This is a genomic window from Inquilinus limosus, from assembly GCF_051487185.1.
Taxonomy (GTDB): domain Bacteria; phylum Pseudomonadota; class Alphaproteobacteria; order DSM-16000; family Inquilinaceae; genus Inquilinus; species Inquilinus limosus_F.
This window is the reverse complement of sequence record NZ_JAHVDK010000005.1, coordinates 196,022-221,942: the sequence shown is the minus strand read 5'-3', so window position 1 is coordinate 221,942 and position 25,921 is coordinate 196,022. Positions and strand designations below refer to the sequence as shown.

Here is a 25,921-nt window from a genome sequence, read left to right as displayed (position 1 = left end):
TTACTTCCCGTCGCGAGAAAGCGGCGATGGACAAGCGGCAAGCCGGGAGAGAACGCGCCATGAAGATCGTCCGCGCCGATGTCATCGTCACCTGCCCCGGCCGCAACTTCGTCACGCTGAAGCTGGTCACCGACGACGGCGTACACGGCATCGGCGACGCCACGCTGAACGGGCGCGAGCTGGCGGTGGCCAGCTATCTCCGCGACCATGTCTGCCCGCTGCTGGTCGGGCGCGACCCGCACCGCATCGAGGACATCTGGCAGTATCTCTACAAGGGCGCCTATTGGCGCCGCGGCCCGGTGACGATGAGCGCGATCGGCGCCGTCGACATGGCGCTGTGGGACATCAAGGCGAAGGTCGCCGGGCTGCCGCTGTACCAGCTGCTGGGCGGGGCCTCGCGCGAGGGCGTGATGGTCTACAGCCACGCCACCGGCCGCGACATCCCCGAGGCGCTGGACCGCTATGCCGCCTATCTGGAGAAGGGCTACAAGGCGATCCGCGTCCAGTGCGGCGTGCCCGGCATGGCCTCGGTCTACGGCGTGGCCAAGGGCGGCGACGCCTATGAGCCGGCCACCAAGGGCTGGCCGGAGGAGCAGCCCTGGTCGACCGAGAAGTACCTGAACTTCGTGCCGAAGCTGTTCGAGGCGGTGCGCGACAAGTTCGGCTTCGACACCCATCTGCTGCACGACATCCACCACCGGCTGACGCCGATCGAGGCGGCGCGGCTGGGCAAGGCAGTCGAGCCCTGCGCCCTGTTCTGGCTGGAGGACCCGACCCCGGCCGAGAACCAGGAGGGCTTCCGGCTGATCCGGCAGCACACCACGACGCCGATCGCGGTGGGCGAGGTGTTCAACAGCATCTGGGACTGCAAGCTGCTGATCGAGGAGCAGCTGATCGACTATATCCGGGCGACGCTGACCCATGCCGGCGGCATCACCCATCTGCGCCGTATCGCCGATTTCGCCGCCCTGCACCATGTGCGTACCGGCTTCCACGGCCCGTCGGACCTGTCGCCGGTCTGCATGGGCGCCGCGCTGCATTTCGACCTGTGGGTGCCGAATTTCGGGGTGCAGGAATACATGGGCTATCCCGAGCCGGCGCTGGAGGTCTTCCCCCACGCCTGGTCCTTCGCCGACGGCACCATGCATCCGGGCGAGGCGCCCGGCCATGGCGTCGACATTGACGAAAAGCTGGCCGCCCGCTTCCCCTACGAGCCCGCCTATCTGCCGGTGGCGCGGCTGGAAGACGGCACGCTGACCAGCTGGTAGGACCACCCTTCCGGCCACCATCGCCTCAGGAGACGCCCATGTTCGCCGCCGTGCTGCACCAAGCGAAGGATCTGCGGATCGAGGACCGCGAGCCGCCGACGCTCGCCCCCGGCGAGGTCAAGGTGCGGTTCCGCGCCGGCGGCATCTGCGGCTCCGATCTCGCCTACTACTCCAAGGGAAAGACCGGCGACTTCCATCTGCGCGAGCCGCTGATCCTCGGCCATGAGATGGCTGGCGAGGTCGCGGAGGTGGCGCCCGACGTCGAGGGGCTGTCGATCGGCCAGCCGGTCGCGGTCAACCCCAGCCGGGCCTGCGGCCGCTGCGAGTACTGCATGGCCGGGCTGGAGAACCAGTGCCTGAACATGCGGTTCCTGGGCAGCGCCTCGATCTTCCCGCACATGCAGGGCGCCTTCCGCGAATACCTCACCGTGCCGGCGCGGCAATGCGTCCCGGTGCCGGAGCATGTCAGCTTCGCCGAGGCCTCGATGGCCGAGCCGCTGGCGGTGTCGCTGCATGCCGTCCGCCGCGCCGGACCGATCCTGGGCGAGGAGGTGCTGATCGTCGGCTGTGGCCCGATCGGCGCGCTGGTGCTGCTGGTCGCGCGCCAGGCCGGCGCCCGCCGCATCACCGTCGTCGACCTGGCCGAGAAGGCGCGCGAGACGGCGCTCGGCCTCGGCGCCGACGAGGCGGTCGACGCCAAGGACGAGGACCGCATCGCGGCGTGGAGCCGGAACCGCGGCCGCTTCGGCGTGGTGGTCGAGGCCTCGGGCAGCCCGGCGGGGCTGGACACCGCCCTGCGCGCCGCCCGCGCCCGCGGCCGGGTGGTCCAGCTCGGTAATCTGCCGAGCGGCCAGTCGCCGGTCTCGGCCAATCTGGTGATGGCGAAGGAGCTGGAGTATCGCGGCTCCTTCCGCTTCGCCGAGGAATATGCGCTGGCGGTCGAGATGATCGCCGGGCGGCGGATCGACCTGAAGCCGCTGATGACCCATCGCTTCCCGGTCCGCGACGCGGACCAGGCCTTCCAGATCGCCCTCGACCGCAACCAGTCGATGAAGGTCCACCTGCTGGACCTCTAAGCGGCCTCCGAGCCGCACCCGCCCCGCAAGCGGAAGGAAAACCATGTTCAGAAGCGTTCGCTGGCTGATCGTCGGCCTGCTTTTCGTCGCCGGCGTGATCAACTATCTCGACCGCTCGGCCCTCTCGATCGCGGCGCCGCTGATCCAGCAGGATCTCGGCCTGGACCACGCGCAGATGGGCGTGATCTTCAGCAGCTTCTTCGCCGGCTATGCCCTGTTCAACTTCATCGGCGGCTGGCTGTCCGACCGCATCGGGCCGAAGGCGGTGTTCAGCGGCGCCATGGGAATGTGGTCGCTGTTCTGCGGCCTGACCGCGGCCGCCACCGGCTTCGTCTCGATGATCGTGCTGCGCGTGCTGTTCGGCGTCGGCGAAGGGCCGCTCAGCTCGACCATGAGCAAGACGGTCAGCAACTGGTTCCCGCGGCGCGAGGCGGCGACGGCGATCGGCATTGTCAATTCCGGCACGCCGCTGGGCGGCGCCGTGGCCGGCCCGATCGTCGGCTATCTGGCGCTGGCCTTCGGCTGGCGCCTGGCCTTCGTCATCATCATGCTGCTCGGCTTCGTGTGGCTGGTCTTCTGGCTGCGGATGTCGACCGACCGCCCCGACCAGCACCCGCGGATCAGCGACGCCGAGCGCCGGCTGATCGAGGAGGGCCAGACGCAGATCGACCCGGCCGCGCAGCTGCCGGCCCAGGGTCTGGGCTTCTACCTGCGGCAGCCGATCGTGCTGGCCACCGCCTTCGCCTTCTTCACCTACAACTACGTGCTGTTCTTCTTCCTGACCTGGTTCCCGAGCTACCTGACCGAGGTGCACAAGCTCAGCATCAAGGATATGAGCCTGGCCACGGTTATCCCCTGGGTGCTGGGCTTCCTCGGCTTGGCGCTGGGCGGCTTCGTCTCCGACCGCATCTTCCGCATGACCGGCCGGGCCCTCGTGTCGCGCAAGCTGGTGCTGATCGGCGGGCTCGGCGTCGCCGCCGTGGGCGTGGCCCTGGCCGGGGACGTGGCCGATGTGAGCAGCGCGGTGGCGCTGATGTCGGTGTCGATCTTCGGCCTGTACCTCACCGGCTCGATCTACTGGGCGGTGATCCAGGACGCGGTGCGCGGCGAGAATGTCGGCGGCGTCGGCGGCTTCATCCACTTCCTGGCCAATCTCGCCGGCATCATCGGGCCGGCGGTCACCGGCTTCATCGTCCAGGCCACGGGCGGCGTCTACACCAGCGCCTTCGTCCTGGCCGGCGGCCTCGCCGTGCTCGGCGCCCTGGCGGCGCTGGTCTTCATCCGTGAGCCGCGCGGGCGGGCCGCCGGGGTCGCGATGGAGGGGGCCGAATAGGCCCCGCCCCTCGCAGCCCTATCCGAACGCCTCGACAACCGCGTCGATGAAGCTGCGCAGCTTCGGCGTCGGCCGGCGGTCCGGAGCGAACAGGATGTGCATCGGCCGCGACGGCGGCTCGTAGCCCGGCAGCACCCGCACCAGCCGGCCGGCGGCGATGTCGTCGCGCAGCAGCCCTTCCGGCTGCAGGATGATGCCCAGCCCCTCCAGCGCGGCGCTGCGCAGCGCCTGGCCGCTGTTGACCGAGAACCGGCCGCGGACGTGCACGGAATGCAGAACCCCGTCCGGGCCGGTGAATTGCAGCAGGTCGCGCGGCATCCAATGGGCGAAGCCGAGGCATTCATGGCTCCCCAGATCCTCCGGCCGCCGCGGCGCGCCGCGTTCGGCGAGATAGGCGGGCGCTGCGCAGGCGACCAGACGGTAGGGCCGCAGCCGGCGGGCGATCAGGCTGGAATCGGGCAAGGGCGCGATCCGGATCACCGCCTCGTACCCTTCCTCCACCAGATCGACGATGCGGTCGCTCAGCGTCACCTCGATGCTGACCTCCGGATGGGCCCGCAGATAGCGCGCCACCATCGGCATCAGCTCATGCGCGCCGAAGGTGACCGGCGCGTTGAGCCGCAGCCGGCCGCGCGGGACGGCGCGCAGATCCGCGGCCAGCGCCTCCGCCGCCTCCGCCTCGGCCAGCACGTTGCGGCAGCGCTCGTAGAAGGCGCGGCCGACCTCGGTCAGGCTCTGCCGCCGCGTGGTGCGGGCCAGCAGCCTGGCGCCGAGCCGGTCCTCGAGGAACCGCACATGCTTGCCGACCATCGGCGCGGAGATGCCCAGCGCCTCGGCCGCAGCGGCGAAGGAGCCGGTGTCGACCGCGCGGACGAACACTGCCATGCTGGTGAGCCGGTCCATGATTGGAAACCGCTGGTTTCGGGTATCGCGCCAAAGCCGATATTTATCGCATCCGGAGGGGCAATCATATCGAACGGACATCCCTTTCAGAGGAGTCCGACATGGCCCGCATCGTCCGCATTCATGAGCTCGGCGGCCCCGAGGTGCTTCGCATCGACGAGGTCGAGGTGCCGCCGCCCGGCCCCGGCGAGATCCGCCTGCGCGTGAAGGCCCTGGGCCTCAACCGCGCCGAATCGATGTTCCGCACCGGCTATTACCCGGAATCGCCGGAGTTCCCGGCCCGGCTCGGCTACGAGGCCGCCGGGGTGGTCGAGGCGTTGGGCCCGGGCGTCACCGGCTTCGCCGTTGGCGACGCGGTCAGTCTCGTGCCGCCGCTGTCGATCACACGCTGGGGCACTTATGGCGAGGTCGCCAATGTCCCGGCCGAGGTGACGGTGAGGCATCCGGAAACCCTGTCCTGGACCGAGGCCGCCGCGGTCTGGATGCAATATGTCACCGCCTATGGCGCGCTGATCGAGGTCGCCAGCGTCGGCCGCGGTGACGCGGTGCTGATCACCGCCGCCTCCAGCAGCGTCGGCCTGGCCGCGATCCAGATCACCAACCGCATCGGCGCGATCTCGATCGCCGCTACCCGCATCACCGCCAAGGCCGCGGCTCTGCGTGACGCCGGCGCCGCCCATGTGATCGTGACCGACGAGGAGGACCTCGTGGCGAGAGCCCGGGCGATCACCGGAGGCGCCGGGGTCCGGGTGGTGTTCGACCCGGTCGCCGGCCCGTCCTTCGCCACGCTGGCCGAGGCGCTGGCCCAGGGCGGCATCCTGGTCGAATACGGCGCGCTGAGCCCCGAGCCGACGCCTTTCCCGCTGTTCCCGACCCTGGTCAAAGGGCTGACCTTCAAGGGCTATCAGTACAAGGAGATCGTCCGCGACCCGGCCCGGCTGGACCGCGCCAAGCACTTCATCCTGGAGGGGCTGGCCGACGGCTCGCTGAAACCGGTGATCGACCGGGTCTTCCCTTTCGACCAGATCGTCGAGGCCCATCGCTACCTCGAGGCCAACCAGCAGATCGGAAAGATCGTCGTCACCGTCTGATCGTGATCGTGACCGGCGCAATCACGGTGAATTCACGCGCAAGGATCTACCGTCCCCACGATATCGACCGAAACCTTCGATCAATTCGGGGACTGATCATGCGCAGTATGGAACAACCTCCGCCCACCCGGATGACCGCCGAATGGGCCCGTCGCTACCTGCAGCGCCTGAACCAGCCGCTCGATCCATGGGAGGCGGACTACTTCCGCAGCGGCTGCAACTTCCTGGCCCGCGATTCGGCCACCGGCGCGATCGCCTGCTGGAAATCGATGAACCTGCCGATCGACCGCCGGCGCGAGACCTATATGGGGCCGATGGGCATGACGCCCCTGACCCGGCAGGAGGTGGATCGCCTCTACGGCCTGCTGGAGAGGCTGGCCGAGGGCGAGGACGCCTCGGAGCAGGTGGCAGCGCTGCGGCGTTTCCGCTAGCCCCTGAACCTCATCGGGGGGATTGATCGCGGGCGTGGAGACCTCTCCACGCCCGCGATCCTGTTCGCGCGGCGTTGCCCCCACAGGCTTGTTTTCCTCATACTTCGACCGCCGGCATGAGTCCGGTGGGGACGCCGAAACCGTCGGCGGCCGGAGCGGGAGGAGAAGCCGAATGATCCGACGCAACGCAACCGGGCGGCCCTGGCTGGCCGCCGCCTGCCTGCTGATCGCGCTGGCTGGATCCGGCGCCGTCGCGGCGCAGGAGGCCTGGATCGGCAGCTGGGGCGCCAGCCCGGCCTTTCCGGTGGGGCCGGAGCTGAACAACGCCACCATCCGCCAGGTGGTGCGGATCAGCGCCGGCGGCAGCAAGGTCCGGGTGCGCTTCACCAACGAGACCAGCACCCAACCGCTGGTGATCGGCGCCGCCACCATCGCCCGGCCCGGCAACGCCCCGGGCTCGATCGACCCGGCCAGCAGCAAGGCGCTGACCTTCGGCGGTGCGACCTCGATTACCATCCCGCCCGGCGCGCCGGCCGTCTCCGACCCGGTGGACCTCGCCGTCTCTCCGCTCGACACGCTGACCATCAGCCTGTTCGTGCCGCGCTGGACCGGCCCTTCGGTCGTGCATCCGCTCGGTGTGCAGACCGCCTGGATCTCGATCGCCGGCGACAGCACCGCGGCGCCGACCCTGCCGGATGCCACCGAATCGACCATGCGCTTCCTGCTGTCGCGGGTCGAGGTGGCGGCGGAGGGCGGCACCGTGGTGACGCTGGGCGATTCGATCACCGACGGCTACGGCTCCGGCGTCGACGCCAGCCGGCGCTGGCCGGACATCCTGGCCGAGCGGCTGGCCAAGGCCGGCGGCCCGTCCATCGGCGTGGTCAATTCCGGCATCAGCGGCAATCGCATCCTGCACGACCTGCCGGAGCAGATGTTCGGCCCCAGCGCGCTGTCGCGCTTCGACCGCGACGTGCTGTCGGTGCCCGGCGTGCGCTGGGTGGTCATCATGGAAGGCATCAACGACATCGGCCATTCCGGCTCCGCCGGCCTGCCCGAGCAGGCGGTGTCGGCCGAGGAGATCATCGGCGGGCTGCGCCAGCTGGTCGCCCGCGCCCACGGCGCCGGGCTGAAGGCCTATTGCGCCACGCTGACGCCCTATGAGGGCACGGTCTTCGCCAACTACTACAGCGCTGAGGGCGAGACGAAGCGCCAGGCGGTGAACCAGTGGATCCGCACTGGTAAGGGCTGCGACGCGGTGATCGACTTCGACGCCGCGGTGCGCGACCCGGCGCAGCCCTCAAAGCTGAGGAAGGAGTTCGACGAAGGCGACCACCTGCACCCGAACGCCGCCGGCTATGAGGCGATGGCGAACGCGGTGGATCTGGGGCTGTTCAAGTAGGGCGACGTTGGGTCCCCGGGGCGGGGTGTCTCTGCTATACCCCTGCCCCATGACCACCGACCGCCTTCCGACTGAGCTCTGGATCCGCGCCCATCTGCGCCAACTGGGGCAGCAGGCGATTCCCGCTTATGTCGTCCGCAAGGGCGACCCGCGCGCCGGCCTCTTGATCCTCAAGCTCAACCTGGGTGCGCCGGGCTGCCGGGTGCTGAGCCAGTCGCGCGACCTGGACGGCGCCCTCGCCTGGCTGCCCGCCAAGGCAGGCGAGCTGCTGCCGGAGGCGGAGGCCGATGCCTATATCGCCCGCGCGGTCCAGCGCGATCCCGACCTGTGGGTGGTCGAGATCGAGGACCGCGAGGGCCGGCACCCGTTCGAGGGGCGCGTTCTGATCTAGCACACGCCTCCTCTCACTGCGCCGGAACCAAGCCCGGTTCCCCGGTGACGGGCCGGCCGCCGGCCCCGGACAGCTTCTCCATCCTCTCCAGGACCGCGGCCCGATCCACCGACCGGCGTTCCGCGTCGATGCGCGCGATCAGCAGCTCCGCACGCTCGACGCTGCCGAGGATCGCGAGGATCGCGCCGCGTTCGGCCGGGGTGATGCCGCCGGCCTTCAAGGTCCGCAGGCGCAGCTCCTCCACCGGCGGGCTCTGGACGTGGCCGGCCGGCAGCGTGGGCTCCAGGGGGCCGGTCGGCAGGATCGGACGCAGCGCCAGGTCGAGCTTGTCGAGCGCCGCGGAGACGATGGCCTGGGCCTCGGGCCCGAAGGTCTGCCGCTTGGTCCGACGCGCGACCTGATGCAGCGCCTCCGCCAGGCTCGCGGTGAAGTCCGCCTCCTCGATCAGGCTCGCGACGAGGTCGAGCTGGTCATAGGACATGTCCCGCTTGAACAGCGACGCGGTGTAGGACCGGATATCGCGGTTCAGGATATCGACCGCGACGTAGTGCTCTCCGGGGTCAGCGGGCACACCCTTCTTGCCGCGGGCGATATCGAGGAACAGCGCCCCGGCCTGCAGGTCCCGCAGCGTCTCGTTCTGCACCGCCGGCACGGCGCGGACCAGGTCGCCCGCGATCGACCGGTCGAGATATTTCGGGGTCGAGTAGTCCTCGATGTCCTCGGCGTCGGTGCGGCCGATGCGGGACAGGAACCGTTCGAACACGCCGACGAAGGGGAACAGCAGCAGGGTGTTGAAGATGTTGAAGACGGTCGAATAGAGGCCGATCGCGACCGGCACCAGAGGAAAGGTCTCCTTGCCGTCGACCATCACCGGCGCGCCCGGATTGCCGCCGAACCAGCCCATCACATATTCCAGCAGCGGCATCGACAGGAAGAACAGCGGCAGCATCACCGCCACGCCGATGAAGTTGAAGGAAATATGGGCGTAGGCCGCCCGCTTGGCGTTCTTCGAGAGGTTGAGCGAGGCCATCCAGGAGGTGATCGTGGTGCCGAGATCGGCGCCGAGCGAGAACGCGACCGCGGTCTGCCAGTCGAGGATGCCGGACGCCCCCAGCCCCATGACGATTCCGATCGTCGCGGAAGAGGAATGGATCAGGGCGGTGATGAAGGCCGCGATCAGCACGCAGGCGATCAGGCCGCCGAAGCTGTCGGCCCCCAGGCTCGAGATCACCTCCATGATCTCGGGCATGTTGCGCAACGGCTTGAGGCCGCCCGTCATCAGGTTGAGGCCGTAGAAGATCAGGGCGAAGCCCATGCAGGCCAGCGCGATGTTGCGGGTCTTCTCGCTCTTCCCGAAGACGTAGAACAGGGCCGCGATGCCTGCGCCGAGAAGGCCGAGCGGGCCGAGCGGCAGTGCGATCAGGCCGTTCCCCAGGGTCGTGCCGATATTGGCGCCCATGATCACGCTGATCGCGGGCCGCAGCGCCACCACCCCGGCATTGACCAGGCCCACGACCATCACCGTCATCGCGGTGGAGGACTGCAGGATGCCGGTGATGACGGTCCCCGCCACGACGCCCTTGGACGGCGTGCCGGCGAATTTCGCCAGCAGATCGCGCATGCGATTCACCGCCAGCGCCTGGATCCCGTTCGACATGAACTCGAGGCCGAGCAGGAAGACGCCCAAGCCCCCGATGATGGGGACGATCATGTCCCGGAAATAGTCCACCTGCATGACGTCCCCCAAAATCCAAAATCGTATCGAGATCGGACGGGCCGCGCCTGTCGCCGGCGTCGCGCCCGGCCCTCTTAGAGGCCGGCGCCGCCGGGAAGAGCGGCCCGCCAGTAGTCCTTGACCTGCCCGGCCAGATCCTCGGGCAGCGGCACATACCCGAGCGCCGCCGCCTCCTTCGCCCCCTTGTCGAGCGCGTAGGACAGGAAATAGAGCGTCCTCAGCGTGCGCCCTTCGGACCGGTCGCGCTTATGCATGAGGATGAAGGTCGCCGCCGTGAGCGGATAGGCATCGGCCGCATCGGCCTCGCTGAGGTCGGCATAGAAATCTCTGTCAGGATCCCAGCGCACGGCCCGGGCGGTCGCCGCGAAGGCTTCGGGGCCAGGCGTGACGAAGACGCCGGCATGGTTCTGGACCTGCGCGAAGGGAAGGCCGCTGCGAAGGATCTGTCCGAACTCGGCATAGCCGATCGCGCCCCTGGTCCCCGCCACGGCCTCAATCATGCCCGAGCTGCCCTTGGCATCGGCGCCGCGAGGCCAGGCGACCAGGGTGTCGGCCCCGACCTTCTGCCGCCAGTCCGTGCTCGCGCGGGACAGGAACCGGGTCCAGGCCAGGGTCGATCCGGAGCCGTCCGACCGGTGGACCACGCTGATCTGCAGGTCCGGCAGTGCCAGGCCGGGGTTGACGGCCTGGATCGCCGGATGGTTCCAGCGCTCGATGCTGCCGAGATAGATGTCGGCGATGACGGCGCCCGTCAGCTTCAGCCGAGCCGGTTCCAGCCCATCGAGATTGACCACGGGCGCAATGCCGCCGAGGACGATCGGAAACTGGGCGAGGTCGCGCTTGGTCGTCTCCTCGAACCGCAGCGGTGCGTCCGAGGCGGCGAAGTCGATCTCGGCCTGGCTCAGGCGCATGATTCCGCCGAGGGATCCGACCGGCTCGTAGTCCACCCCGGCATCGTTGTTCACGAAGTCGCCGCCATCGGCGCGATCGCGGAGAAACCCGTCCGACCAGGCGGCGATAACGGGAAAGGCGAAGGTCGATCCCGAACCGCGGATGGGCTGCGCCTGGGCCGGCACCGAGAGCGCCGCCGCAACCAGGATGAGAACCGCGGCGGCTGCAAGCCGGCCGGATCGCGCTAGGCCAGAATAGGCCTCGCGCCGGAGACGAAGGAACTTCGACACCAAGACCTCGTCGCTGACAAGTTTTTACGGAAATGCAGTCTAAACGGCGGAGGTGACCGTTTCGTTAAGATGCCGCCGGCCGTGAGTGGCGTTCCGCTGGCAGAGGTGGGTGCCCATCCCTATATTGCCCCCTGCACCGCCCGCTCTTCCCCCTCACTGGACATCCCGGCCGCATGGACTCGCAATCCTTCGACAACCCGCTGATCGCGCCCTCGCCGCTGCAGGACCAGGCAGTGCCGTTCGACCGCATCGAGGTCGCGCACTACCTGCCGGCGCTGGACCATGCGATCCCCGAGGCGAAAAGCCGGATCGAGGAGATCCTGGCGAACCCGGCGGAGCCGGATTTCGAGAATACCATCGTGGCGCTGGAGCAGGCAGGCCAGGATGTCGACCGCGTCTCCTCGGTCTTCTACAACCAGCTCTCGGCCAAGACCTCGGACGAGCTGCAGGCGCTGGCCGCCGATTTCGGGGCGAAGAGCGCCAACTTCTCCTCCGATGTCTCGCTCGATCCGCGCGTCTTCGCCCAGGTCAAGGCAGTCTGGGACAAGCGGGAGAGCCTGGGCCTGTCGGGTGAGAAGGCGCGGCTGCTGGACGACACCTACAGCGGCTTCGTCCGCAACGGCGCCCTGCTTTCGGACAACGAGAAGGGCGAGCTGCGGGCGATCGACGAACGGCTGGCCAAGCTGACGCCCGACTTCCAGCACAACGTCCTGAAGGCGACCAACGCCTTCACCCTGTGGCTCGAGAACGAGGCCGACCTGTCGGGCCTGCCGGAGGGCGCGGTCAAGGCGGCGAAGCTGGCGGCGGAGGAGCGCGGCCGGCCGGAAGCCTGGCTGATCACGCTCGACGCGCCCAGCTACGTCCCCTTCATGACCTATGCCGACCGCCGCGATCTGCGCGAAACGCTGTGGCGCGCCTTCAATTCCCGCGCCTTCGGCGGCGAGTTCGACAACCAGCCGCTGATCAAGGAGATCGCGGCGCTGCGCTTCCGGCGCGCCAAGCTGCTGGGCTATGCGACCCATGCCGATTTCGTGCTGGAGAAGCGGATGGCGGAGACGCCGGCCGCGGTGCACGCCTTCCTCGAGCGGCTGCTCGGCGCCTCGAAGCCGGCGGCGGAGCGCGACCTCGCCGACATCCAGGCCCACGCCAAGTCTCTCGGTGGCCCCGAGCCGCTGCAGCCCTGGGACGTCGGCTATTATTCCGAGAAGCTGAAGCAGCACCGCTTCGCCTTCGACGAGGAGGCGCTGCGCCCTTATTTCCCGCTGCAGCGGGTGATCGACGGCGTGTTCGAGCACTGTCGGCGGCTCTACGGCCTGGTGTTCCGGCCGTCCGAGGCCTATCCGGTCTGGCACCCGGACGTGAAGGCTTATGAGGTCTATGACGAGGCCGAGGACCGCTATGTCGGCCTGTTCTATGCCGACTTCTTCCCACGCGCGTCCAAGCGCAACGGCGCCTGGATGACGACCTATCGCGACCAGGGGCTGTATCGCGACGGCATCAAGCGGCCGCATGTCGCCATCGTCTGCAACTTCACCAAGCCGACGGCAGACCGGCCCTCGCTCCTCTCCTATGACGAGGTGCGGACCTTCTTCCACGAGATGGGCCACGCTCTGCACGGCCTGCTGTCGCGCTGCACCTACCGTTCGCTCGGCGGCACCAATGTCTACTGGGACTTCGTCGAGCTGCCGTCGCAGATCTTCGAGAACTGGGTGCAGGAGAAGGACGGGCTGGACCTCTTCGCCAGGCACTACCGCACCGGCGAGCCGATGCCGGCCGAGCTGGTGCAGAGGATCCGCGATGCCGCCCGCTTCATGGCCGGCTGGCAGTCGCTGCGCCAGACCTCCTTCGGCCTGCTCGACATGGCCTGGCACGGCGGGGACCCGAGCGCGATCGAATCGGTGCCGGAGTTCGAGCGCGCCGCCATCGCCCGCGCCCAGGTGCTGTCGCCGATCCCGGAGGCGAACACCTCCTCCGGCTTCAGCCACATCTTCGGCGGCGGCTATTCCGCCGGCTATTACAGCTACAAATGGGCCGAGGTGCTGGACGCCGACGCCTTCGAGCTGTTCAAGGAGAAGGGTCTATTCGACCCCGAGACCGCCCGCAGCTTCAAGGAGAACATCCTGGAGCGCGGCGGCACCGAGCACCCGATGGAGCTGTACAAGCGCTTCCGCGGCCGCGAGCCGGACCCGGATGCGCTGCTGCGGCGGGACGGGCTGATGTAGCGGCTCGATTTAACCGAAGCCCTTTTTTCCCACTCCTGTCATGCCCGGGCTTGACCCGGGCATCCAGAGTCTGTCGAGACCTTCTGGATTGCCGGGTCAAGCCCGGCAATGACAAACATGAATGTCATTGCCCCCATGCCTTCGAACATCGACCCGATCGACCGCCGCCGCACCTTCGCCATCATCGCCCACCCCGACGCCGGCAAGACCACCCTGACCGAGAAGCTGCTGCTGTTCGGCGGCGCCATCCAGATGGCCGGCGCGGTCAAGGCCCGCGGCGAGCAGCGCCGCGCCCGGTCGGACTGGATGAAGGTGGAGCGCGAGCGCGGCATCTCGGTCACCGCCTCGGTGATGACCTACGACTATGGCGGGCGCACCTTCAACCTGCTGGACACGCCGGGCCACGAGGACTTCTCGGAGGACACCTACCGCACCCTCACGGCCGTCGACAGCGCGGTGATGGTGATCGACGCGGCCAAGGGCATCGAGGACCAGACCCGGAAGCTGTTCGAGGTCTGCCGCATGCGCGACGTCCCGATCACCACCTTCATCAACAAGATGGACCGGGAGAGCCGCGACCCCTTCGACCTCCTGGACCAGATCGAGCAGGAGCTGCAGTTGCACGTCACCCCGGCAACCTGGCCGATCGGCAGCGGCCGCGGCTTCCTGGGCTGCTACGACCTGTTCCATGACCGGCTGGTGCTGATGGAGAAGGGCGCCAAGGGCGCCCTGCCCGAGGCGGGCGAGACCTGCACCGGGCTGGACGACCCGAAGCTGGACCGGCTGCTGCCGGCCGACGCCGTGGCCACGCTGCGCGAGCAGGTGGAGATGGCGCGCGGCCTGTGCCCCGAATTCGACCTGCAGATGTTCCGCGAGGGCCATCTGACGCCGGTGTTCTTCGGGTCGGCGGTCAACAATTTCGGCGTGCGCGAGCTGCTGGACGGGCTCGGCGCCCTCGCCCCCTCGCCCCGGCCGCAGCCGACGGCGGACAGGCTGGTGAATCCTTTCGAGGACAGCGTCTCGGCCTTCGTGTTCAAGATCCAGGCCAACATGGATCCGAAGCATCGCGACCGCATCGCCTTCGTCCGCCTCGCCTCGGGCCACTTCAAGCGCGGCATGAAGCTGAAGCATGTCCGCTCCGGCAAGGTCATGAACATGCACAACCCGGTGCTGTTCCTGGCCCAGGACCGCGAGCTGGCGGAGGAGGCCTGGGCCGGCGACATCGTCGGCATCCCGAACCACGGCAATCTGCGCATCGGCGACGCGCTGACCGAGGGCGAGGATCTGCGCTTCACCGGCATCCCCAGCTTCGCGCCGGAGCTGCTGCAGCGGGTGCGCCCGGACGACCCGATGAAGGCCAAGCATCTCGGCCGGGCGCTGGAGCAGCTGGCCGAGGAGGGCGCGGCCCGGGTGTTCAAGCCGCTGCTCGACGCCAACTGGATCGTCGGCGTGGTCGGCGCGCTGCAGTTCGAGGTACTGGCCGACCGGATCCGCACCGAATACGGCATCCCCGTGCATTTCGAGCCGGCGCCCTACTACACCGCGCGCTGGGTGGAGTCGGACGATCCGGCTGCCCTCAAGTCCTTCCAGGACAGCGTCCGCAGCGCCATGGCCGAGGACCATGACGGCGCGCCCGTGTTCCTGGCGCGCAACGCCTGGCACCTCGAGACGGTGACCAAGGAGAACCCGGCGCTGCGCTTCCTGAAGACCAAGGAGCAGACGGCGTAAGGCCCGACTGCTCCTTCTGTCTTCGGCTGCCTAGTCTGGAATCATGCCGTGGTCCCGCATCCGCGTGATCACGGCGTCGCCGTCCGTCGTGCCTTCGATCCGGTTCACGACGGCGTGCAGATTGCCCAGGGCGCTGCCCTCGAACGACTCCGAGTCCCCCTTCCAGCCGGTGAAGTCGATCGGGTCGGGCAGGCCGCCCAAGCTCTCCATCTCGTTCAGGCTCTGGCCGACGACCTGCGCGGCCAGAGGCCCTTCCATGTCCCGGGTCAGCCATTCCAGGCGCCGGAACATCTCCAGCCCGCCTTCGTGCAGGGACCGGCGAGGATCATCCAGCGGCATCGTGACGAACCGGCTGAGGGAGCTGAGGGCGAAGCGTTCCTCGGACAGCTTCTGCGCCAGCTCCTGCTGCGCCGCCGGCGACGCATATCGGGCGCCGATCGCCAGGTCATAGAATTGCTGGTTCGGGATGCCGTATTCCTGCGTCTCGGAATAGCCGCCCATGGCGGCCGCCCTGGCATGGATCGCCTCGGCCGCCGCATGCGTGCCCGCGCCCTTGTGCGAGGTCGGCTCCAGCTCCCGGCCGAAATCCTCCGCGGCGACCTGTTCGATGGCCTGCATCACCGGCCCGGCATCGACCCAATCCCGCTCGTAGAGCCGATTGAGCACTCCCCATTTCGAGGCCGAGGCGCTCTCGCCGCCGCGCGTCGTCTCGTCGAGGAATGCCCGGATGTCGTCCGCCATCGCCCCTGCGCTGTCGTCGGTCTCGTCGGGGTGGTATTCGAGCCGGTTGCCGCGGCTGAAGAGCTGCGTTGCGAACGCCTCCTCGCCTTCGCGCCGCTGCGCCTCCGCAGGGTCCGTGGCGAGTCCCGCCAGGGTGGCGGCGTATTCGATGCCGTTTCGCACCCAGGCTTCCCTCGTGTCCGTCGCATCCGAGGTGCCGCCCTTCGGGAAGGCCTCGAGCAGGCGCAGCACGGTCGCCTGCCGCTCCGCCGGACGCTGCTTCTCGAGAAACGGCATCACTTGGTTGAGGGCCATGGCCCCGCCCATCTCGTTCGCCTCGGGGTTGCGCTCCATCACGATCTCACTGCGGAGCAGCTCGATCAGTTCCGCTTCCGTCGATGGTTCCTCCGGCACGTAGGCAGGCAGCGAGGCGGGGCGCGCCGAGGCCGCCCGCTGCAGCGCCGCCTGGAAGGCCTGCTGCTGCCCCGAGATGCTGGTGCTGACGAACGGCCGGTCACTGCGCTCGATTCTGAGCGACATGGTTTCTCCCCCAAGAGAAGCTCACGATCGCCCTTCTTACGCGACTCCTAGGGAGGAAATCCTCGCGTTCTGCCGGCACAAATGTGAATTTATTGTTACAATTTTGTGCAACACATTCCTATTGGATCGACGCTCTTCACACTTCAAAGGCATGCCGCGCCGGCAGCCTGTAAAATACAAACCAATCGGCAAAATCGATCGATTTCAAAAAACGAATGCGTTGGATTGGTTGAAAGCCGCGGATCATCTTCGTGATGGTTCTGCAACGAGACTGTCATGGCGATCGTCAATCCGCTCCGGCCTTCCCTTCCCGCAACGCAACGCCTGACGGCCGCCGGGTCGATCCCCGGCGCCATCGCCCGGATGGCCCCCGGCCTGGTGCTGTGCGGTGCGGTGACTTTCGCCGCCCTGCTGCTGGAGCGCATCGAAGCCGGGCTGTTCGGCCATGCCTGGCTGGAAGCGCTGGTGCTGGCGATCCTGGTCGGCGCGCTGGTGCGCACGCTATGGACGCCGAGCCGGCACTGGATGCCTGGCATCGCCTTCAGCGCCAAGACTTTGCTGGAGATCGCGGTCGTCCTGCTCGGCGCCTCGGTCAGCGTCGGCGCGATCGTGTCCGCGGGCCCGCTGCTGCTGCTCGGCATCGCCGCCGTGGTCGTCGCCGCCATCGCCGCCAGCTACGGGATCGGGCGCCTGCTGGGCCTGCCCCACCGCATGGCGGTCCTGGTCGCCTGCGGCAACTCGATCTGCGGCAACTCCGCGATCGCTGCCGTCGCGCCGGTGATCGGCGCCGACGGCGAGGAGGTGGCGGCGTCGATCGCCTTCACGGCCGTGCTCGGCGTCCTGGTGGTGCTCGGCCTGCCGTTCCTGCCGGCGCTGCTGCAGATCAGCGAGGTGCAGTACGGCGTGCTGGCGGGGCTGACCGTCTATGCCGTGCCGCAGGTGCTGGCCGCCACGGCACCGATCGGGGCGATCGCGCTGCAGCTCGGCACGCTGGTCAAGCTGGTGCGCGTGCTGATGCTCGGGCCGATGATCCTGGTCCTGACGCTGGTGACGCGGCGCCGGACCGATGGCGCCGCCCCGGCCTCCACGCGCCGGATGCCGTGGCACAGGCTGGTGCCATGGTTCATCGATGGCTTCCTGCTGCTGGCCGTCCTGCGCTCCTTCGGGCTGCTGCCGGAGGTGGTGCTGGCCCCGGCGGCCGCGGCGGCGACCTGGCTGACGGTGCTGTCGATGGCCGCGCTCGGCCTCAGCACCGACCTCGGCAGCGTGGCGAAGGCGGGCGGCCGGGTCACGGCGGCGGTCACCCTGTCGCTGCTGGTGCTCGGCGCGATCAGCTTCGGCCTGATCCGGCTGCTCGGGATCGCCTGACGCAGCCCCTCAGAAAATCGAGGCCCCGGCATCGGCCCGTCCGGCGGCGTGGCGGAAGGCGGCGAACAGCTCGCGCCCGACCCCGACATGCGACGGCGCCAGATCCGCCGTGGCGTCCTTGCGCGCCGCCCATTCCTCGGCGTCGATGTCGCGGATCTCGAGCCGGCCGGTCACCGCGTCGAGGCGCAGGATGTCGCCGTCGCGCAGCTTGGCGATCGGCCCACCGACTGCCGCCTCCGGCGTCACATGGATCGCCGCCGGCACCTTGCCCGAGGCGCCGGACAGGCGGCCGTCGGTGACCAGCGCCACCTTGCGGCCGCGGTCCTGCAGCGCGCCCAGCGGCGGCATCAGCTTGTGCAGCTCCGGCATGCCGTTGGCCTTCGGCCCCTGGAACCGGACCACGGCGATGAAGTCCTGGTCGAGCGCGCCGGCTCGGAACGCGGCCTGAAGCTCCTCCTGAGAATGGAAGACCTTCGCCGGCGCCTCGATCACATGCCGCTCCGGCGCCACGGCCGAGGTCTTGATCACCGCCCGGCCGAGATCCCCGTCCAGCACCCGCAGTCCGCCTGTCGCCTGGAACGGCTCGGCCGCGCCGCGCAGCACCGCGGTGTCGCCGCTGGCCTCCGCCACGTCGCGCCACACCACCTCGCCATTGCCGTCGAGGCCGGGCTCGACCGTGTAGCGGTCCAGCCCGCCGCCCCAGACGGTGGCGACGTCGTCGTGCAAGAGGCCGGCGCCGAGCAGCTCGCGGATCAGGAAGCCGGTGCCGCCGGCGGCGTGGAAATGGTTCACGTCGGCCTTGCCGTTCGGATAGACGCGGCAGAGCAGCGGCGTGACCTCGGCGAGGTCGGAGAAATCGTCCCAGGTCAAGGTAATACCGGCCGCATGGGCCATGGCGATCAGGTGGATGGTGTGGTTGGTCGACCCGCCGGTGGCGTGCAGCCCGATCACGCCGTTGACAAAGGCGCGCTCGTCGAGCAGCCGGCCGACCGGCAAGAACTCGTTGCCCAGAGCCGTGATCGCCAGCGCCCGCTTCGCCGCCTCGAGCGTCAGCGCGTCGCGCAGCGGCGTGTTCGGGTTGACGAAGGAGGAGCCCGGCAGGTGCAGGCCCATGATCTCCATCAGCATCTGATTGGTATTGGCGGTGCCGTAGAAGGTGCAGGTGCCCGGCCCGTGATAGGACTTGGCCTCGGCCTCCAGCAGGGCGTCGCGCCCGACCTTGCCCTCGGCGTAGAGCTGCCGGGCCTTGGCCTTCTCGTCGTTCGGCAGGCCGGAGGTCATCGGTCCGGCCGGGATGAACACCGCCGGCAGATGGCCGAAGGACAGCGCGCCGATCACCAGCCCGGGCACGATCTTGTCGCAGACGCCGAGATACACGGCGGCGTCGAACATCTGGTGCGACAGGGCGACCGCGGTGGAGAGGGCGATGACGTCGCGCGAGAACAGCGACAGCTCCATCCCCGCCTCGCCCTGGGTGACGCCGTCGCACATCGCCGGAACGCCGCCCGCCACCTGTGCCGTGCCGCCGACCGACCGCGCGGCCTGCCGGATCAGCTCCGGGAAGCGCTCGAAGGGCTGATGCGCCGACAGCATGTCGTTGTAGGAGGTGACGATGGCGAGGTTCGGCCCCTCGCCCTCGCGTAGCGCGCCCTTGTCGATGCCGCAGGCGGCAAATCCGTGGGCGAAGTTGGCGCAGCCCAGGCGCCGGCGGGCCGGGCCGGCCTCCGCCGCCTTGGCGACGCGGTCGAGATAGGCGGACCGGGCGTCGTGGCTGCGCCGCGCGATCCGCTCAGTCACCTCGGCAATGCGGGCTTGCACCATCGGGCTGGCTCCTTGGCTCACTGTCTCGCCGCCGACCGGGCCAGACGGCAGCCTCCGGCCCGATCATGCAACATGATCAATACGTTAGCACGCTATGTTGAAGTTTATTGTTGGCCTTCCGGCAGGGCCGTCATGGGCACCAGAAGATCTCGACCGGCCGCTCCGACCGGGTCAGCACGGCGCGGATCGGCATTGCCTCGGCCGGGCCACTGACCAGGGCCGCCTCCAGCACGCGCTGCTTCCCTGCCCCTTCGATATGAAGGCACAGAGTCTCCGCCGCCAGCAAGACCGGCAGCGTCAGGGTGATGCGCGGCTCGCCCGCCGCGGGTGCCCGCATGGTCTCCAGCAGTTGCCCGGGGGTCCGATCCAGCGCCTGGGCCAGCCGGTCGCCGCCGGGGAAGAAGGAGGCGGTGTGGCCGTCGTCGCCCATGCCCAGCACCAGCGCGGCGAAGGGCAGCGGCAGGGCGGCGATCCGCGTCTCCACTTGCGCCAGCCCGTCCTCGGGCGTCGGCGCATCGACATGCAGCGGCACGAAACTCGCCGCCACGGCCGGCCCCTGCAGCAGATGCGCCCGGACCAGCCGGGCGTTGGAACGGTCGGAATCCTCGCCCACCCAGCGCTCGTCGACCAGGGTGACGTCGATCCGGGACCACTCCACCGACCGCTTCGACAGCGCCTCGAAGAACCGGGTCGGGGTGCGCCCGCCGGAGACGGCGAGCGCGGCGCGATCGGAGCGGGACAGGCGAGCGGTCAGCGCCGCCGCGACGCGATCGGCCAAGGCATTCGCCAGCGCCTCGGGGGTCGGGAAGTCGTGGCGGGCGATCGGCATGGCCTCAATCCTCGTCCTCGTGCCAGGTGCGGCCGTCGCGCTCGATCAGGGCGATCGCGGCGGAAGGGCCCCAGGTGCCGGCGGTGTAGGGCTTCGGCGGCTCCTTCGAGGCGCGCCAGGCCTCGATGATCGGGTCGACCCAGGTCCAGGCCTGCTCGACCTCGTCGCGGCGCATGAACAGGCTCTGATTGCCGCGGACCACGTCCATCACCAGCCGCTCATAGGCGTCGGGATTGCGCACGTTGAAGGCCTCGGCGAAGCTCATGTCCAGCGGCACGTGCTGCAGCCGCATGCCACCCGGGCCCGGATCCTTGATCATCAGCCACAGCTTCACGCCCTCGTCCGGCTGCAGCCGGATGACGAGGTGGTTCTGCGAGATCGTGCCGGCCGAGTTGTCGAACACGGAGTGCGGGATGGCGCGGAAGGTCACGACGATCTCCGACATCCGGGTCGCCAAGCGCTTGCCGGTGCGCAGATAGAAGGGGACGTTGGCCCAGCGCCAGTTCTCGATCTCTGCCTTCAGCGCGACGAAGGTCTCGGTGTGGCTCGCCGAATTGCCGAGCTCATCGAGATAGCCAGGCACCGCGCCGCCGGAGGAGGCGCCCGCGCGGTACTGGCCGCGCACGGTGATGTGGTTGACCGTGGCCTCGGTGATCGGCTTCAGGGCCTTCAGCACCTTCAGCTTCTCGTCGCGCAGCGCATCCGCGTCCATCGAGGTCGGCGGTTCCATGGCGACGAGGCAGAGCAGCTGCAGCATGTGGTTCTGCACCATGTCGCGCAGCGCGCCGGCGCCGTCGTAGTAGCCGGCGCGGCCCTCGACCCCCAGGCTCTCGGCCACGGTGATCTGGACGTGGTCGATGTGGGACGCGTTCCACAGCGGCTCGAACAGGGCGTTGGCGAAGCGCAGCGCCATCAGGTTCTGCACCGTCTCCTTCCCGAGGTAATGGTCGATCCGGTAGATCGACTCCTCGGGGAAGACCTTGCCGATGGCGTCGTTCAGGGCCCGGGCCGAGTCCAGGTCCTTGCCGATCGGCTTCTCCACCACCACCCGCGCCTTCTCGGTCACCAGCCCGTGCCGGCCCAGCTGGCCGCAGATCTCGTCGAACAGGTCGGGTGAGGTGGCGAGATAGAAGATGCGGATGCGGTCCGGGTTCGACTCCAGGGCCCGGCCCAGATCCGTCCAGCCGGTCTGGGCCGTGGCGTCGATCGCGACATAGGACAGCCGGGCCAGGAAATCGTCGAGAACCGTGCCGCTCTGCTCCGCCGACGGAATATGCTCCAGGACCGCCTTGCGGGCGAAATCGCGGAACTCGGCATCCGACATCGGCCGGCGGGACGTGCCGATGATCTTCGCCTCCCGCGGCACCTGCCCGGCCTTGTCGCGCTCATAGAGCGCCGGCAGCAGCTTGCGCTGGGACAGGTCTCCCGTCGCGCCGAACACGACGATGTCGAATGGCTCCACGGCGATGACGCGCGCGATCATGTATCCAATCCTCGGGACCACATCGAGCCGCTGTTATCGACGGCCCGGGCGGCAAGTGCCAGAGAGAAATGCGGGCTTAGGGCCGGTCCGGCGCATGCGTCGGTTGAGGCAGGCGCGGGTGCGGCCCGTCGCCGCCCCGCGCCTGCCCAAAAGCGAGGCAAATGCCGTGAATCAGCCCTTCGGCCGGGGCCGCGGACTGCGCTTCGTCGTCTTGGTCGTCTTCGCCGCCGCTCGTTTCGCCGGCGCCCGACCGCCCTTCGCCGATTTGGCGCGCCTCGCCGGCGCCGCCTTGCCTTCCCATGGCTTGGCGGGCTTCGGCCCCCTGACCTTGATGGCAACCTCGCCCCTGCCCTCGTCGTAGTTGAAGACGACGCGATCCCCCTCCTTCGCCTCGCCGCTCAGCATCGCCTTGGCCAGCCGGGTTTCCACCAGCTGCCGAATCTGCCGCCGCAGCTCGCGGGCGCCGTATTCCGGCTGGTAGCCTTCGGCGGCGAGGTGATCGACCAGGGAGTCATCGATCACCAGCTCGATGTCCTGCCCCCGTGCGCTCTTGATCACGCCATCGACCTGCAGCTGGACAATCTGCTTGATCTGCTCCGTGGTCAGCGCCTGGAAGATGATGATCTCGTCGATCCGGTTCAGGAATTCGGGGCGGAAATGCTGCCGCAGCACGCCCATCACATCGTCCTGCACCGCGGCGGCGGTCACGTTGAAGCCGACCGGGCGCTGCCGCCCCATGATGATGTCGGAGGCGAGGTTCGAGGTCGCGACGATCAGCGTGTTGGTGAAGTCGACCACCCGGCCCTTGCCGTCGGTCAGCCGGCCGTCGTCGAACACTTGCAGCAGCACGTTGTAGACATCGGCATGCGCCTTCTCGATCTCGTCGAGCAGAATCACGCTGTAGGGCCGCCGGCGCACGCGTTCGGTCAGCTGGCCGCCCTCCTCGTAGCCGACATAGCCGGGCGGCGCGCCGATCAGCCGCGACACGGTGTGGCGCTCCATGTATTCGCTCATGTCGATGCGGATCATTGCGTTCTCGTCGCCGAACATCACCTCGGCCAGCGCCTTGGCCAGCTCGGTCTTGCCGACGCCGGTCGGGCCGAGGAACAGGAAGGTGGCGATCGGCTTGTCGGCCTGCCGCAGCCCGGCCCGGGCCAGGCGGATGGCGTCGCTGACCGCGCGGATCGCCTCCTCCTGGCCGATCACCCGCTGGTGCAGCCGCTCCTCCATCTGCAGCAGCTTCGTCTTCTCCTCCGCCGTCAGCTCGGTGACTGGGATGCCGGTCAGCTTCGACACGATCTCGGCGACGTGTTCGACCATCACCTCGGCCGTGCTCGACCCGATCCGGTGCTTCCACTCGTCGGTCAGCGCCGCCAGCTCCTTCTCCTTCTCGGCGATCTGCTCCGCGAACGCCTTGGCCTGGTCGTAACGCTTGCGCGAGCCGGCATAGTCCTGTTCGCGCTTGAGCTGGGCGATCTCCGCCTCCAGCTCCTGGATCTCGGCTGGGCGCGAGGTGGTGGAGAGATGCACCCGCGCTGCCGCCTGGTCGATCAGGTCGATCGCCTTGTCCGGCAGGAAGCGGCCGGAGATGTAGCGGTCCGACAGCTCGGCCGCCGCGACGAAGGCCTGGTCCTGGATCGTCACATTGTGGTGGCCCTCCAACCGGTCGCGCAGCCCGCGCAGGATGTTGACCGTCTGCTCCACCGTCGGCTCGGAGACGAAGACCGGCTGGAAGCGCCGCTCCAGCGCCGCGTCCCTCTCGATATACTTCTGGTACTCGTTCAGCGTGGTGGCGCCGATCAGGTTCAGCTCGCCGCGCGCCATAGCCGGCTTGAACACATTGGCGATGTCGAGCCCGCCCTCACCGCCGCCCTGCCCGGCGCCGACGATGGTGTGCACCTCGTCGATGAACAGCAGCAGCTCATCGCGGTGCTGCGTGATCTCGTCGAGGGCCTGCTTCACCCGCTCCTCGAACTCGCCGCGGTATTTCGAGCCGGCAACCAGGCTGTTGACATTGAGCTCGACCAGCCGCTTGTCGCGCAGCGTCTCCGGCACGTCGCCGCTGACGATGCGCTGCGCCAGCCCTTCAACGATCGCGGTCTTGCCGACGCCGGGCTCGCCGATCAGCACCGGGTTGTTCTTCTTGCGCCGGGCCAGCACCTCGATCGTGGTCTCAACCTCCCGCGACCGGCCGATCACGGGATCGAGCTTGCCCGCGCGCGCCAGCAGGGTCAGGTCGCGGCTGTACTTGTCGAGCTGCGGTGTGTTGGACGGGACGGCCACACGCCCCTCCTCCGCCCCAGGGCCGACGATGCGCACGGCCTGCTGCCGCAGCGCCTGCGGCGTCAGCCCGTATTTGCGCAGCAGGTTTCCGGCGAAGCTCTCCGGCACCTCGGCGAGGCCGAGCAGCATGTGCTCCGGCCCGACATAGCTGTGGCCGAGCTGGCGCGAGGTCAGGAAAGCATGGTCGAGCGCCGCCTTCATCCGCGGCGAGACGCCGATCTCGGTGCGCGGCCCGACCCGGGCATTGCCGCGCAGCGCATTCTGGTCGATATAGCTGCGCAGATCCTCGGGCGAGATCTTGAACGCATGCAGGATCGTCTGGACCACCTCGCTCTCCGTCAGCTCGTAGAGCAGGTGCTCGGTGTCGACCTCCCCTTTGCCGAACTGGACCGCCCGCTCGCCCGCCCGCTGCAGCATCTCCTTCGCCTGCTCGCTGAAATGGCTCTGCAGATCCACGCCAGCATGCTCGGGCCGGGGCGGGCCGCGCCGGGGCAGCCCGACGGGCTCGGCCTGGCCGAAGAAGTCCTCCAACACGCCGCCGCGGACCAGCGCCTCCAGCGGCGAGACGTAGCGCTGATGCCGGGCGATCTGGGCGTAGTGAAAATCGCAGACATCAAGCTGCCGGCGTTGGCCGTTCCGCAGCACGGTGACACGCACCGTCGCGGGCCGGGCCTGGCAGATGTCGCAGAGCTTCTGGGGCATGTGACGTCTCCACTCCGGAACCGGATCGGCCTTCGGACGAGGCCTGTTGCGGAACGGCCCGGCGCGAGGCCGGGTCGGATGGCGGTCGAGGCTGCTCCCCCTCTCCCGCCAACGGTCGACGCCGGCAGCGGTTCCGGCGCCGGGCCATAATGACCCCGCCGAAGCCCGAAATTAAAATTGCGGGGCGCCGTGGCCGGGCGGGCGACGATCGGCTTAACCCGTCTCCGCTGCTCCGCCTCTTGACGCCGGCATCGCGATCACGCTTCCCTTCTATGTCTTTCATGAGAATAAAAATCACAGAGAGGCACCATGCGGACCGAAGACATGCCGATCGTCGATATCGCCGGCACGCCGCATCAGCGCGGCCGTGCGCATGGCGAGGCGCTGCGGCCGCCGATCGCCGAAATGGTCGATCGCTGGAGCCGCCGGGTCGCGCACCGGACCGGCGGCGCCGTCGACGCGTTCCTCGACCGCTTCCTGGCCGAGACCGACTTCCGGCCGGCGATCGCCCGCTGGACCCCGGAGCTGGAGTCGGAGATCCAGGGCATCGCCGAAGGCGCGAACCAGCCGGCGGAGATCATCTTCGCGCTGCAGCTTCTGGACGAGGAATGGTGGTATGGCGGCGCCCGATGGCCGGCCCATTGCAGCAGCCTGGCCCTGGCGCCGCGCGACGGCCGGCCGGCCCGGGTCGCGCAGACGCTGGACCTGCCGCAATGGCGCGAGGGGCTGCAGGCAGTACTGCGCGTCACCGATGCCGAAGGCGGGCCGGCCTACATCTTCACCTGCGCCGGCATGATCGGGCTGATGGGCGTGACCGCCCGCGGCTTCGGCCTGTGCGTCAACACCCTGATCCAGCTGCGCCACAGCCCGAAGGGCCTGCCCGTCGCCTGCGTCGTCCGCGATGTGCTGGCGCAGCCGGACCGGGCGGCGGCGGCGCGTTTTCTGACCACGGTCGACCATGCCTCGGGCCAGAACTACGTGCTCGGCGACCGGCACGGCGTCGCCATGATCGAATGCTCGGCCGGGGCCAAGGCGGAGCACCGGCCCGGCGCCGACCGGCTGTGGCACACCAATCATCCGCTGGCCAGCCGGGACTTCGCCTCAGGCGGCATCGGCGACGACTGGCGCACGGATTCAGGCCTGCGCTGCGCCGCGCTGGAGCGGCGCCTGGCCGATCCCGCGGCGCAAGTCGATCTGACGGCGGTGAAATCCGCCCTGGCGTCACGCGACGATCCGGCATCGCCGGTCTCGATCGTGCCCGATCCCGTCGCGTCGCCGGATCGGAGCTGCACGCTGACCGCCGTGATCTACGAATTCGGCGGCGTCACCACCCTGCACTATACGGGCGGCGCCCCGTCCGCTACCGGCTGGGCCGCGCTGCGGGTGGCCTGATGGCCATCCCCGCCGCCTGATCGGT

19 protein-coding genes are annotated in these 25,921 nt (G+C 69.0%); 11 read left to right on the top strand and 8 right to left on the bottom strand.

Annotated features, from left to right (window positions below; translation table 11 throughout):
- The first annotated feature begins 59 nt into the window (after positions 1–59).
- The 3 genes from manD to KXR53_RS07935 are packed head-to-tail and all read left to right on the top strand — an operon-like array spanning position 60 to position 3,677.
- Entirely contained in the window at positions 60–1,268 is a 1,209-nt protein-coding gene (gene manD, locus KXR53_RS07945; RefSeq protein WP_437374568.1) for a D-mannonate dehydratase ManD, read from the top strand.
- A gap of 38 nt (positions 1,269–1,306) precedes the next feature.
- Positions 1,307–2,344, top strand: coding sequence for an L-idonate 5-dehydrogenase (locus KXR53_RS07940; RefSeq protein ID WP_437374567.1), 1,038 nt, complete (start codon positions 1,307–1,309; stop codon positions 2,342–2,344).
- A 43-nt stretch (positions 2,345–2,387) separates the two neighbouring features.
- Positions 2,388–3,677, top strand: a complete 1,290-nt coding sequence (locus tag KXR53_RS07935; RefSeq protein WP_437374566.1) for an MFS transporter — start codon at positions 2,388–2,390, stop codon at positions 3,675–3,677.
- An 18-nt stretch (positions 3,678–3,695) separates the two neighbouring features.
- Here the strand turns inward: KXR53_RS07935 and KXR53_RS07930 are convergent, their stop codons facing one another.
- A complete protein-coding gene (locus KXR53_RS07930; protein WP_437374565.1) occupies positions 3,696–4,580 on the bottom strand; it encodes a LysR family transcriptional regulator in 885 nt (294 codons plus the stop codon).
- 101 nt (positions 4,581–4,681) lie between these two features.
- On the opposite strand from KXR53_RS07930, the gene KXR53_RS07925 reads away from it, so the two are divergent.
- The 4 genes from KXR53_RS07925 to KXR53_RS07910 all read left to right on the top strand — a co-directional run bounded on the left by KXR53_RS07925 (position 4,682) and on the right by KXR53_RS07910 (position 7,892).
- Positions 4,682–5,671, top strand: coding sequence for a zinc-dependent alcohol dehydrogenase family protein (locus KXR53_RS07925; protein ID WP_437374564.1), 990 nt, complete (start codon positions 4,682–4,684; stop codon positions 5,669–5,671).
- Positions 5,672–5,769: 98 nt separating this feature from the next.
- On the top strand, positions 5,770–6,102 hold the full coding sequence (locus KXR53_RS07920) for a hypothetical protein (protein WP_437374563.1): 333 nt from the start codon (positions 5,770–5,772) through the stop codon (positions 6,100–6,102).
- A gap of 172 nt (positions 6,103–6,274) precedes the next feature.
- Positions 6,275–7,501: an SGNH/GDSL hydrolase family protein gene (locus tag KXR53_RS07915; protein WP_437374562.1), complete on the top strand. Its 1,227-nt coding sequence runs from the start codon at positions 6,275–6,277 to the stop codon at positions 7,499–7,501.
- Positions 7,502–7,550: 49 nt separating this feature from the next.
- Positions 7,551–7,892 (top strand): DUF1491 family protein, encoded by a 342-nt coding sequence (locus KXR53_RS07910; protein ID WP_437374561.1) that lies wholly within the window; start codon positions 7,551–7,553, stop codon positions 7,890–7,892.
- Positions 7,893–7,905: 13 nt separating this feature from the next.
- On the opposite strand, the gene KXR53_RS07905 is transcribed toward KXR53_RS07910, so the two are convergent.
- Together KXR53_RS07905 and pstS are read right to left on the bottom strand one after the other, a co-directional pair.
- Positions 7,906–9,627: a Na/Pi cotransporter family protein gene (locus KXR53_RS07905; RefSeq protein WP_437374560.1), complete on the bottom strand. Its 1,722-nt coding sequence runs from the start codon at positions 9,625–9,627 to the stop codon at positions 7,906–7,908.
- Between the two features lie 74 nt (positions 9,628–9,701).
- A complete protein-coding gene (pstS, locus tag KXR53_RS07900; protein ID WP_437374559.1) occupies positions 9,702–10,808 on the bottom strand; it encodes a phosphate ABC transporter substrate-binding protein PstS in 1,107 nt (368 codons plus the stop codon).
- Between the two features lie 173 nt (positions 10,809–10,981).
- Between pstS and KXR53_RS07895 the strand changes: the two genes are divergently transcribed.
- Positions 10,982–13,030 carry a M3 family metallopeptidase gene (locus KXR53_RS07895; RefSeq protein ID WP_437374558.1) on the top strand — a complete coding sequence of 683 codons (2,049 nt, stop codon included), beginning with the start codon at positions 10,982–10,984 and terminating at the stop codon, positions 13,028–13,030.
- A 135-nt stretch (positions 13,031–13,165) separates the two neighbouring features.
- Entirely contained in the window at positions 13,166–14,758 is a 1,593-nt protein-coding gene (locus tag KXR53_RS07890) for a peptide chain release factor 3 (protein ID WP_437374557.1), read from the top strand.
- Positions 14,759–14,788: 30 nt separating this feature from the next.
- Here the strand turns inward: KXR53_RS07890 and KXR53_RS07885 are convergent, their stop codons facing one another.
- On the bottom strand, positions 14,789–16,018 hold the full coding sequence (locus KXR53_RS07885) for a hypothetical protein (protein ID WP_437374556.1): 1,230 nt from the start codon (positions 16,016–16,018) through the stop codon (positions 14,789–14,791).
- Positions 16,019–16,294: 276 nt separating this feature from the next.
- Here KXR53_RS07885 and KXR53_RS07880 point away from each other — a divergent pair, with 276 nt between their 5' ends.
- Positions 16,295–17,386 (top strand): YeiH family protein, encoded by a 1,092-nt coding sequence (locus KXR53_RS07880; RefSeq protein ID WP_437374555.1) that lies wholly within the window; start codon positions 16,295–16,297, stop codon positions 17,384–17,386.
- A 9-nt stretch (positions 17,387–17,395) separates the two neighbouring features.
- Here KXR53_RS07880 and edd read toward each other — a convergent pair whose 3' ends face one another.
- The 4 genes from edd to KXR53_RS07860 form a co-directional block, all read right to left on the bottom strand.
- The gene (gene edd / locus KXR53_RS07875; RefSeq protein WP_437374554.1) at positions 17,396–19,207 is read right to left on the bottom strand and encodes a phosphogluconate dehydratase; all 1,812 of its coding nucleotides are present in this window, start codon (positions 19,205–19,207) and stop codon (positions 17,396–17,398) included.
- Between the two features lie 130 nt (positions 19,208–19,337).
- Complete coding sequence (gene pgl / locus KXR53_RS07870; RefSeq protein ID WP_437374553.1) at positions 19,338–20,036, bottom strand: 6-phosphogluconolactonase; 699 nt, start codon at positions 20,034–20,036, stop codon at positions 19,338–19,340.
- A 4-nt stretch (positions 20,037–20,040) separates the two neighbouring features.
- Positions 20,041–21,519, bottom strand: coding sequence for a glucose-6-phosphate dehydrogenase (zwf, locus tag KXR53_RS07865; RefSeq protein ID WP_437374552.1), 1,479 nt, complete (start codon positions 21,517–21,519; stop codon positions 20,041–20,043).
- Positions 21,520–21,690: 171 nt separating this feature from the next.
- Complete coding sequence (locus tag KXR53_RS07860; protein ID WP_437374551.1) at positions 21,691–24,504, bottom strand: AAA family ATPase; 2,814 nt, start codon at positions 24,502–24,504, stop codon at positions 21,691–21,693.
- Between the two features lie 309 nt (positions 24,505–24,813).
- Between KXR53_RS07860 and KXR53_RS07855 the strand changes: the two genes are divergently transcribed.
- The gene (locus KXR53_RS07855) at positions 24,814–25,896 is read left to right on the top strand and encodes a C45 family autoproteolytic acyltransferase/hydolase (RefSeq protein WP_437374550.1); all 1,083 of its coding nucleotides are present in this window, start codon (positions 24,814–24,816) and stop codon (positions 25,894–25,896) included.
- Positions 25,897–25,921 lie beyond the last annotated feature (25 nt).

Bases quoted from the DNA above. Each gene is read 5' to 3' on its own strand.
- KXR53_RS07885 (WP_437374556.1), bottom strand. From the start codon at position 16,018: ATGTCGCTCAGAATCGAGCGCAGTGACCGGCCGTTCGTCAGCACCAGC.
- KXR53_RS07925 (WP_437374564.1), top strand. From the start codon at position 4,682: ATGGCCCGCATCGTCCGCATTCATGAGCTCGGCGGCCCCGAGGTGCTT.
- edd (WP_437374554.1), bottom strand. From the start codon at position 19,207: ATGGTGCAAGCCCGCATTGCCGAGGTGACTGAGCGGATCGCGCGGCGC.
- manD (WP_437374568.1), top strand. From the start codon at position 60: ATGAAGATCGTCCGCGCCGATGTCATCGTCACCTGCCCCGGCCGCAAC.
- KXR53_RS07890 (WP_437374557.1), top strand. From the start codon at position 13,166: ATGCCTTCGAACATCGACCCGATCGACCGCCGCCGCACCTTCGCCATC.
- KXR53_RS07920 (WP_437374563.1), top strand. From the start codon at position 5,770: ATGCGCAGTATGGAACAACCTCCGCCCACCCGGATGACCGCCGAATGG.
- KXR53_RS07880 (WP_437374555.1), top strand. From the start codon at position 16,295: ATGGCGATCGTCAATCCGCTCCGGCCTTCCCTTCCCGCAACGCAACGC.
- KXR53_RS07855 (WP_437374550.1), top strand. From the start codon at position 24,814: ATGCGGACCGAAGACATGCCGATCGTCGATATCGCCGGCACGCCGCAT.
- KXR53_RS07905 (WP_437374560.1), bottom strand. From the start codon at position 9,627: ATGCAGGTGGACTATTTCCGGGACATGATCGTCCCCATCATCGGGGGC.
- KXR53_RS07935 (WP_437374566.1), top strand. From the start codon at position 2,388: ATGTTCAGAAGCGTTCGCTGGCTGATCGTCGGCCTGCTTTTCGTCGCC.
- KXR53_RS07940 (WP_437374567.1), top strand. From the start codon at position 1,307: ATGTTCGCCGCCGTGCTGCACCAAGCGAAGGATCTGCGGATCGAGGAC.
- KXR53_RS07895 (WP_437374558.1), top strand. From the start codon at position 10,982: ATGGACTCGCAATCCTTCGACAACCCGCTGATCGCGCCCTCGCCGCTG.
- KXR53_RS07930 (WP_437374565.1), bottom strand. From the start codon at position 4,580: ATGGACCGGCTCACCAGCATGGCAGTGTTCGTCCGCGCGGTCGACACC.
- KXR53_RS07915 (WP_437374562.1), top strand. From the start codon at position 6,275: ATGATCCGACGCAACGCAACCGGGCGGCCCTGGCTGGCCGCCGCCTGC.
- KXR53_RS07910 (WP_437374561.1), top strand. From the start codon at position 7,551: ATGACCACCGACCGCCTTCCGACTGAGCTCTGGATCCGCGCCCATCTG.
- pgl (WP_437374553.1), bottom strand. From the start codon at position 20,036: ATGCCGATCGCCCGCCACGACTTCCCGACCCCCGAGGCGCTGGCGAAT.
- KXR53_RS07860 (WP_437374551.1), bottom strand. From the start codon at position 24,504: ATGCCCCAGAAGCTCTGCGACATCTGCCAGGCCCGGCCCGCGACGGTG.
- zwf (WP_437374552.1), bottom strand. From the start codon at position 21,519: ATGATCGCGCGCGTCATCGCCGTGGAGCCATTCGACATCGTCGTGTTC.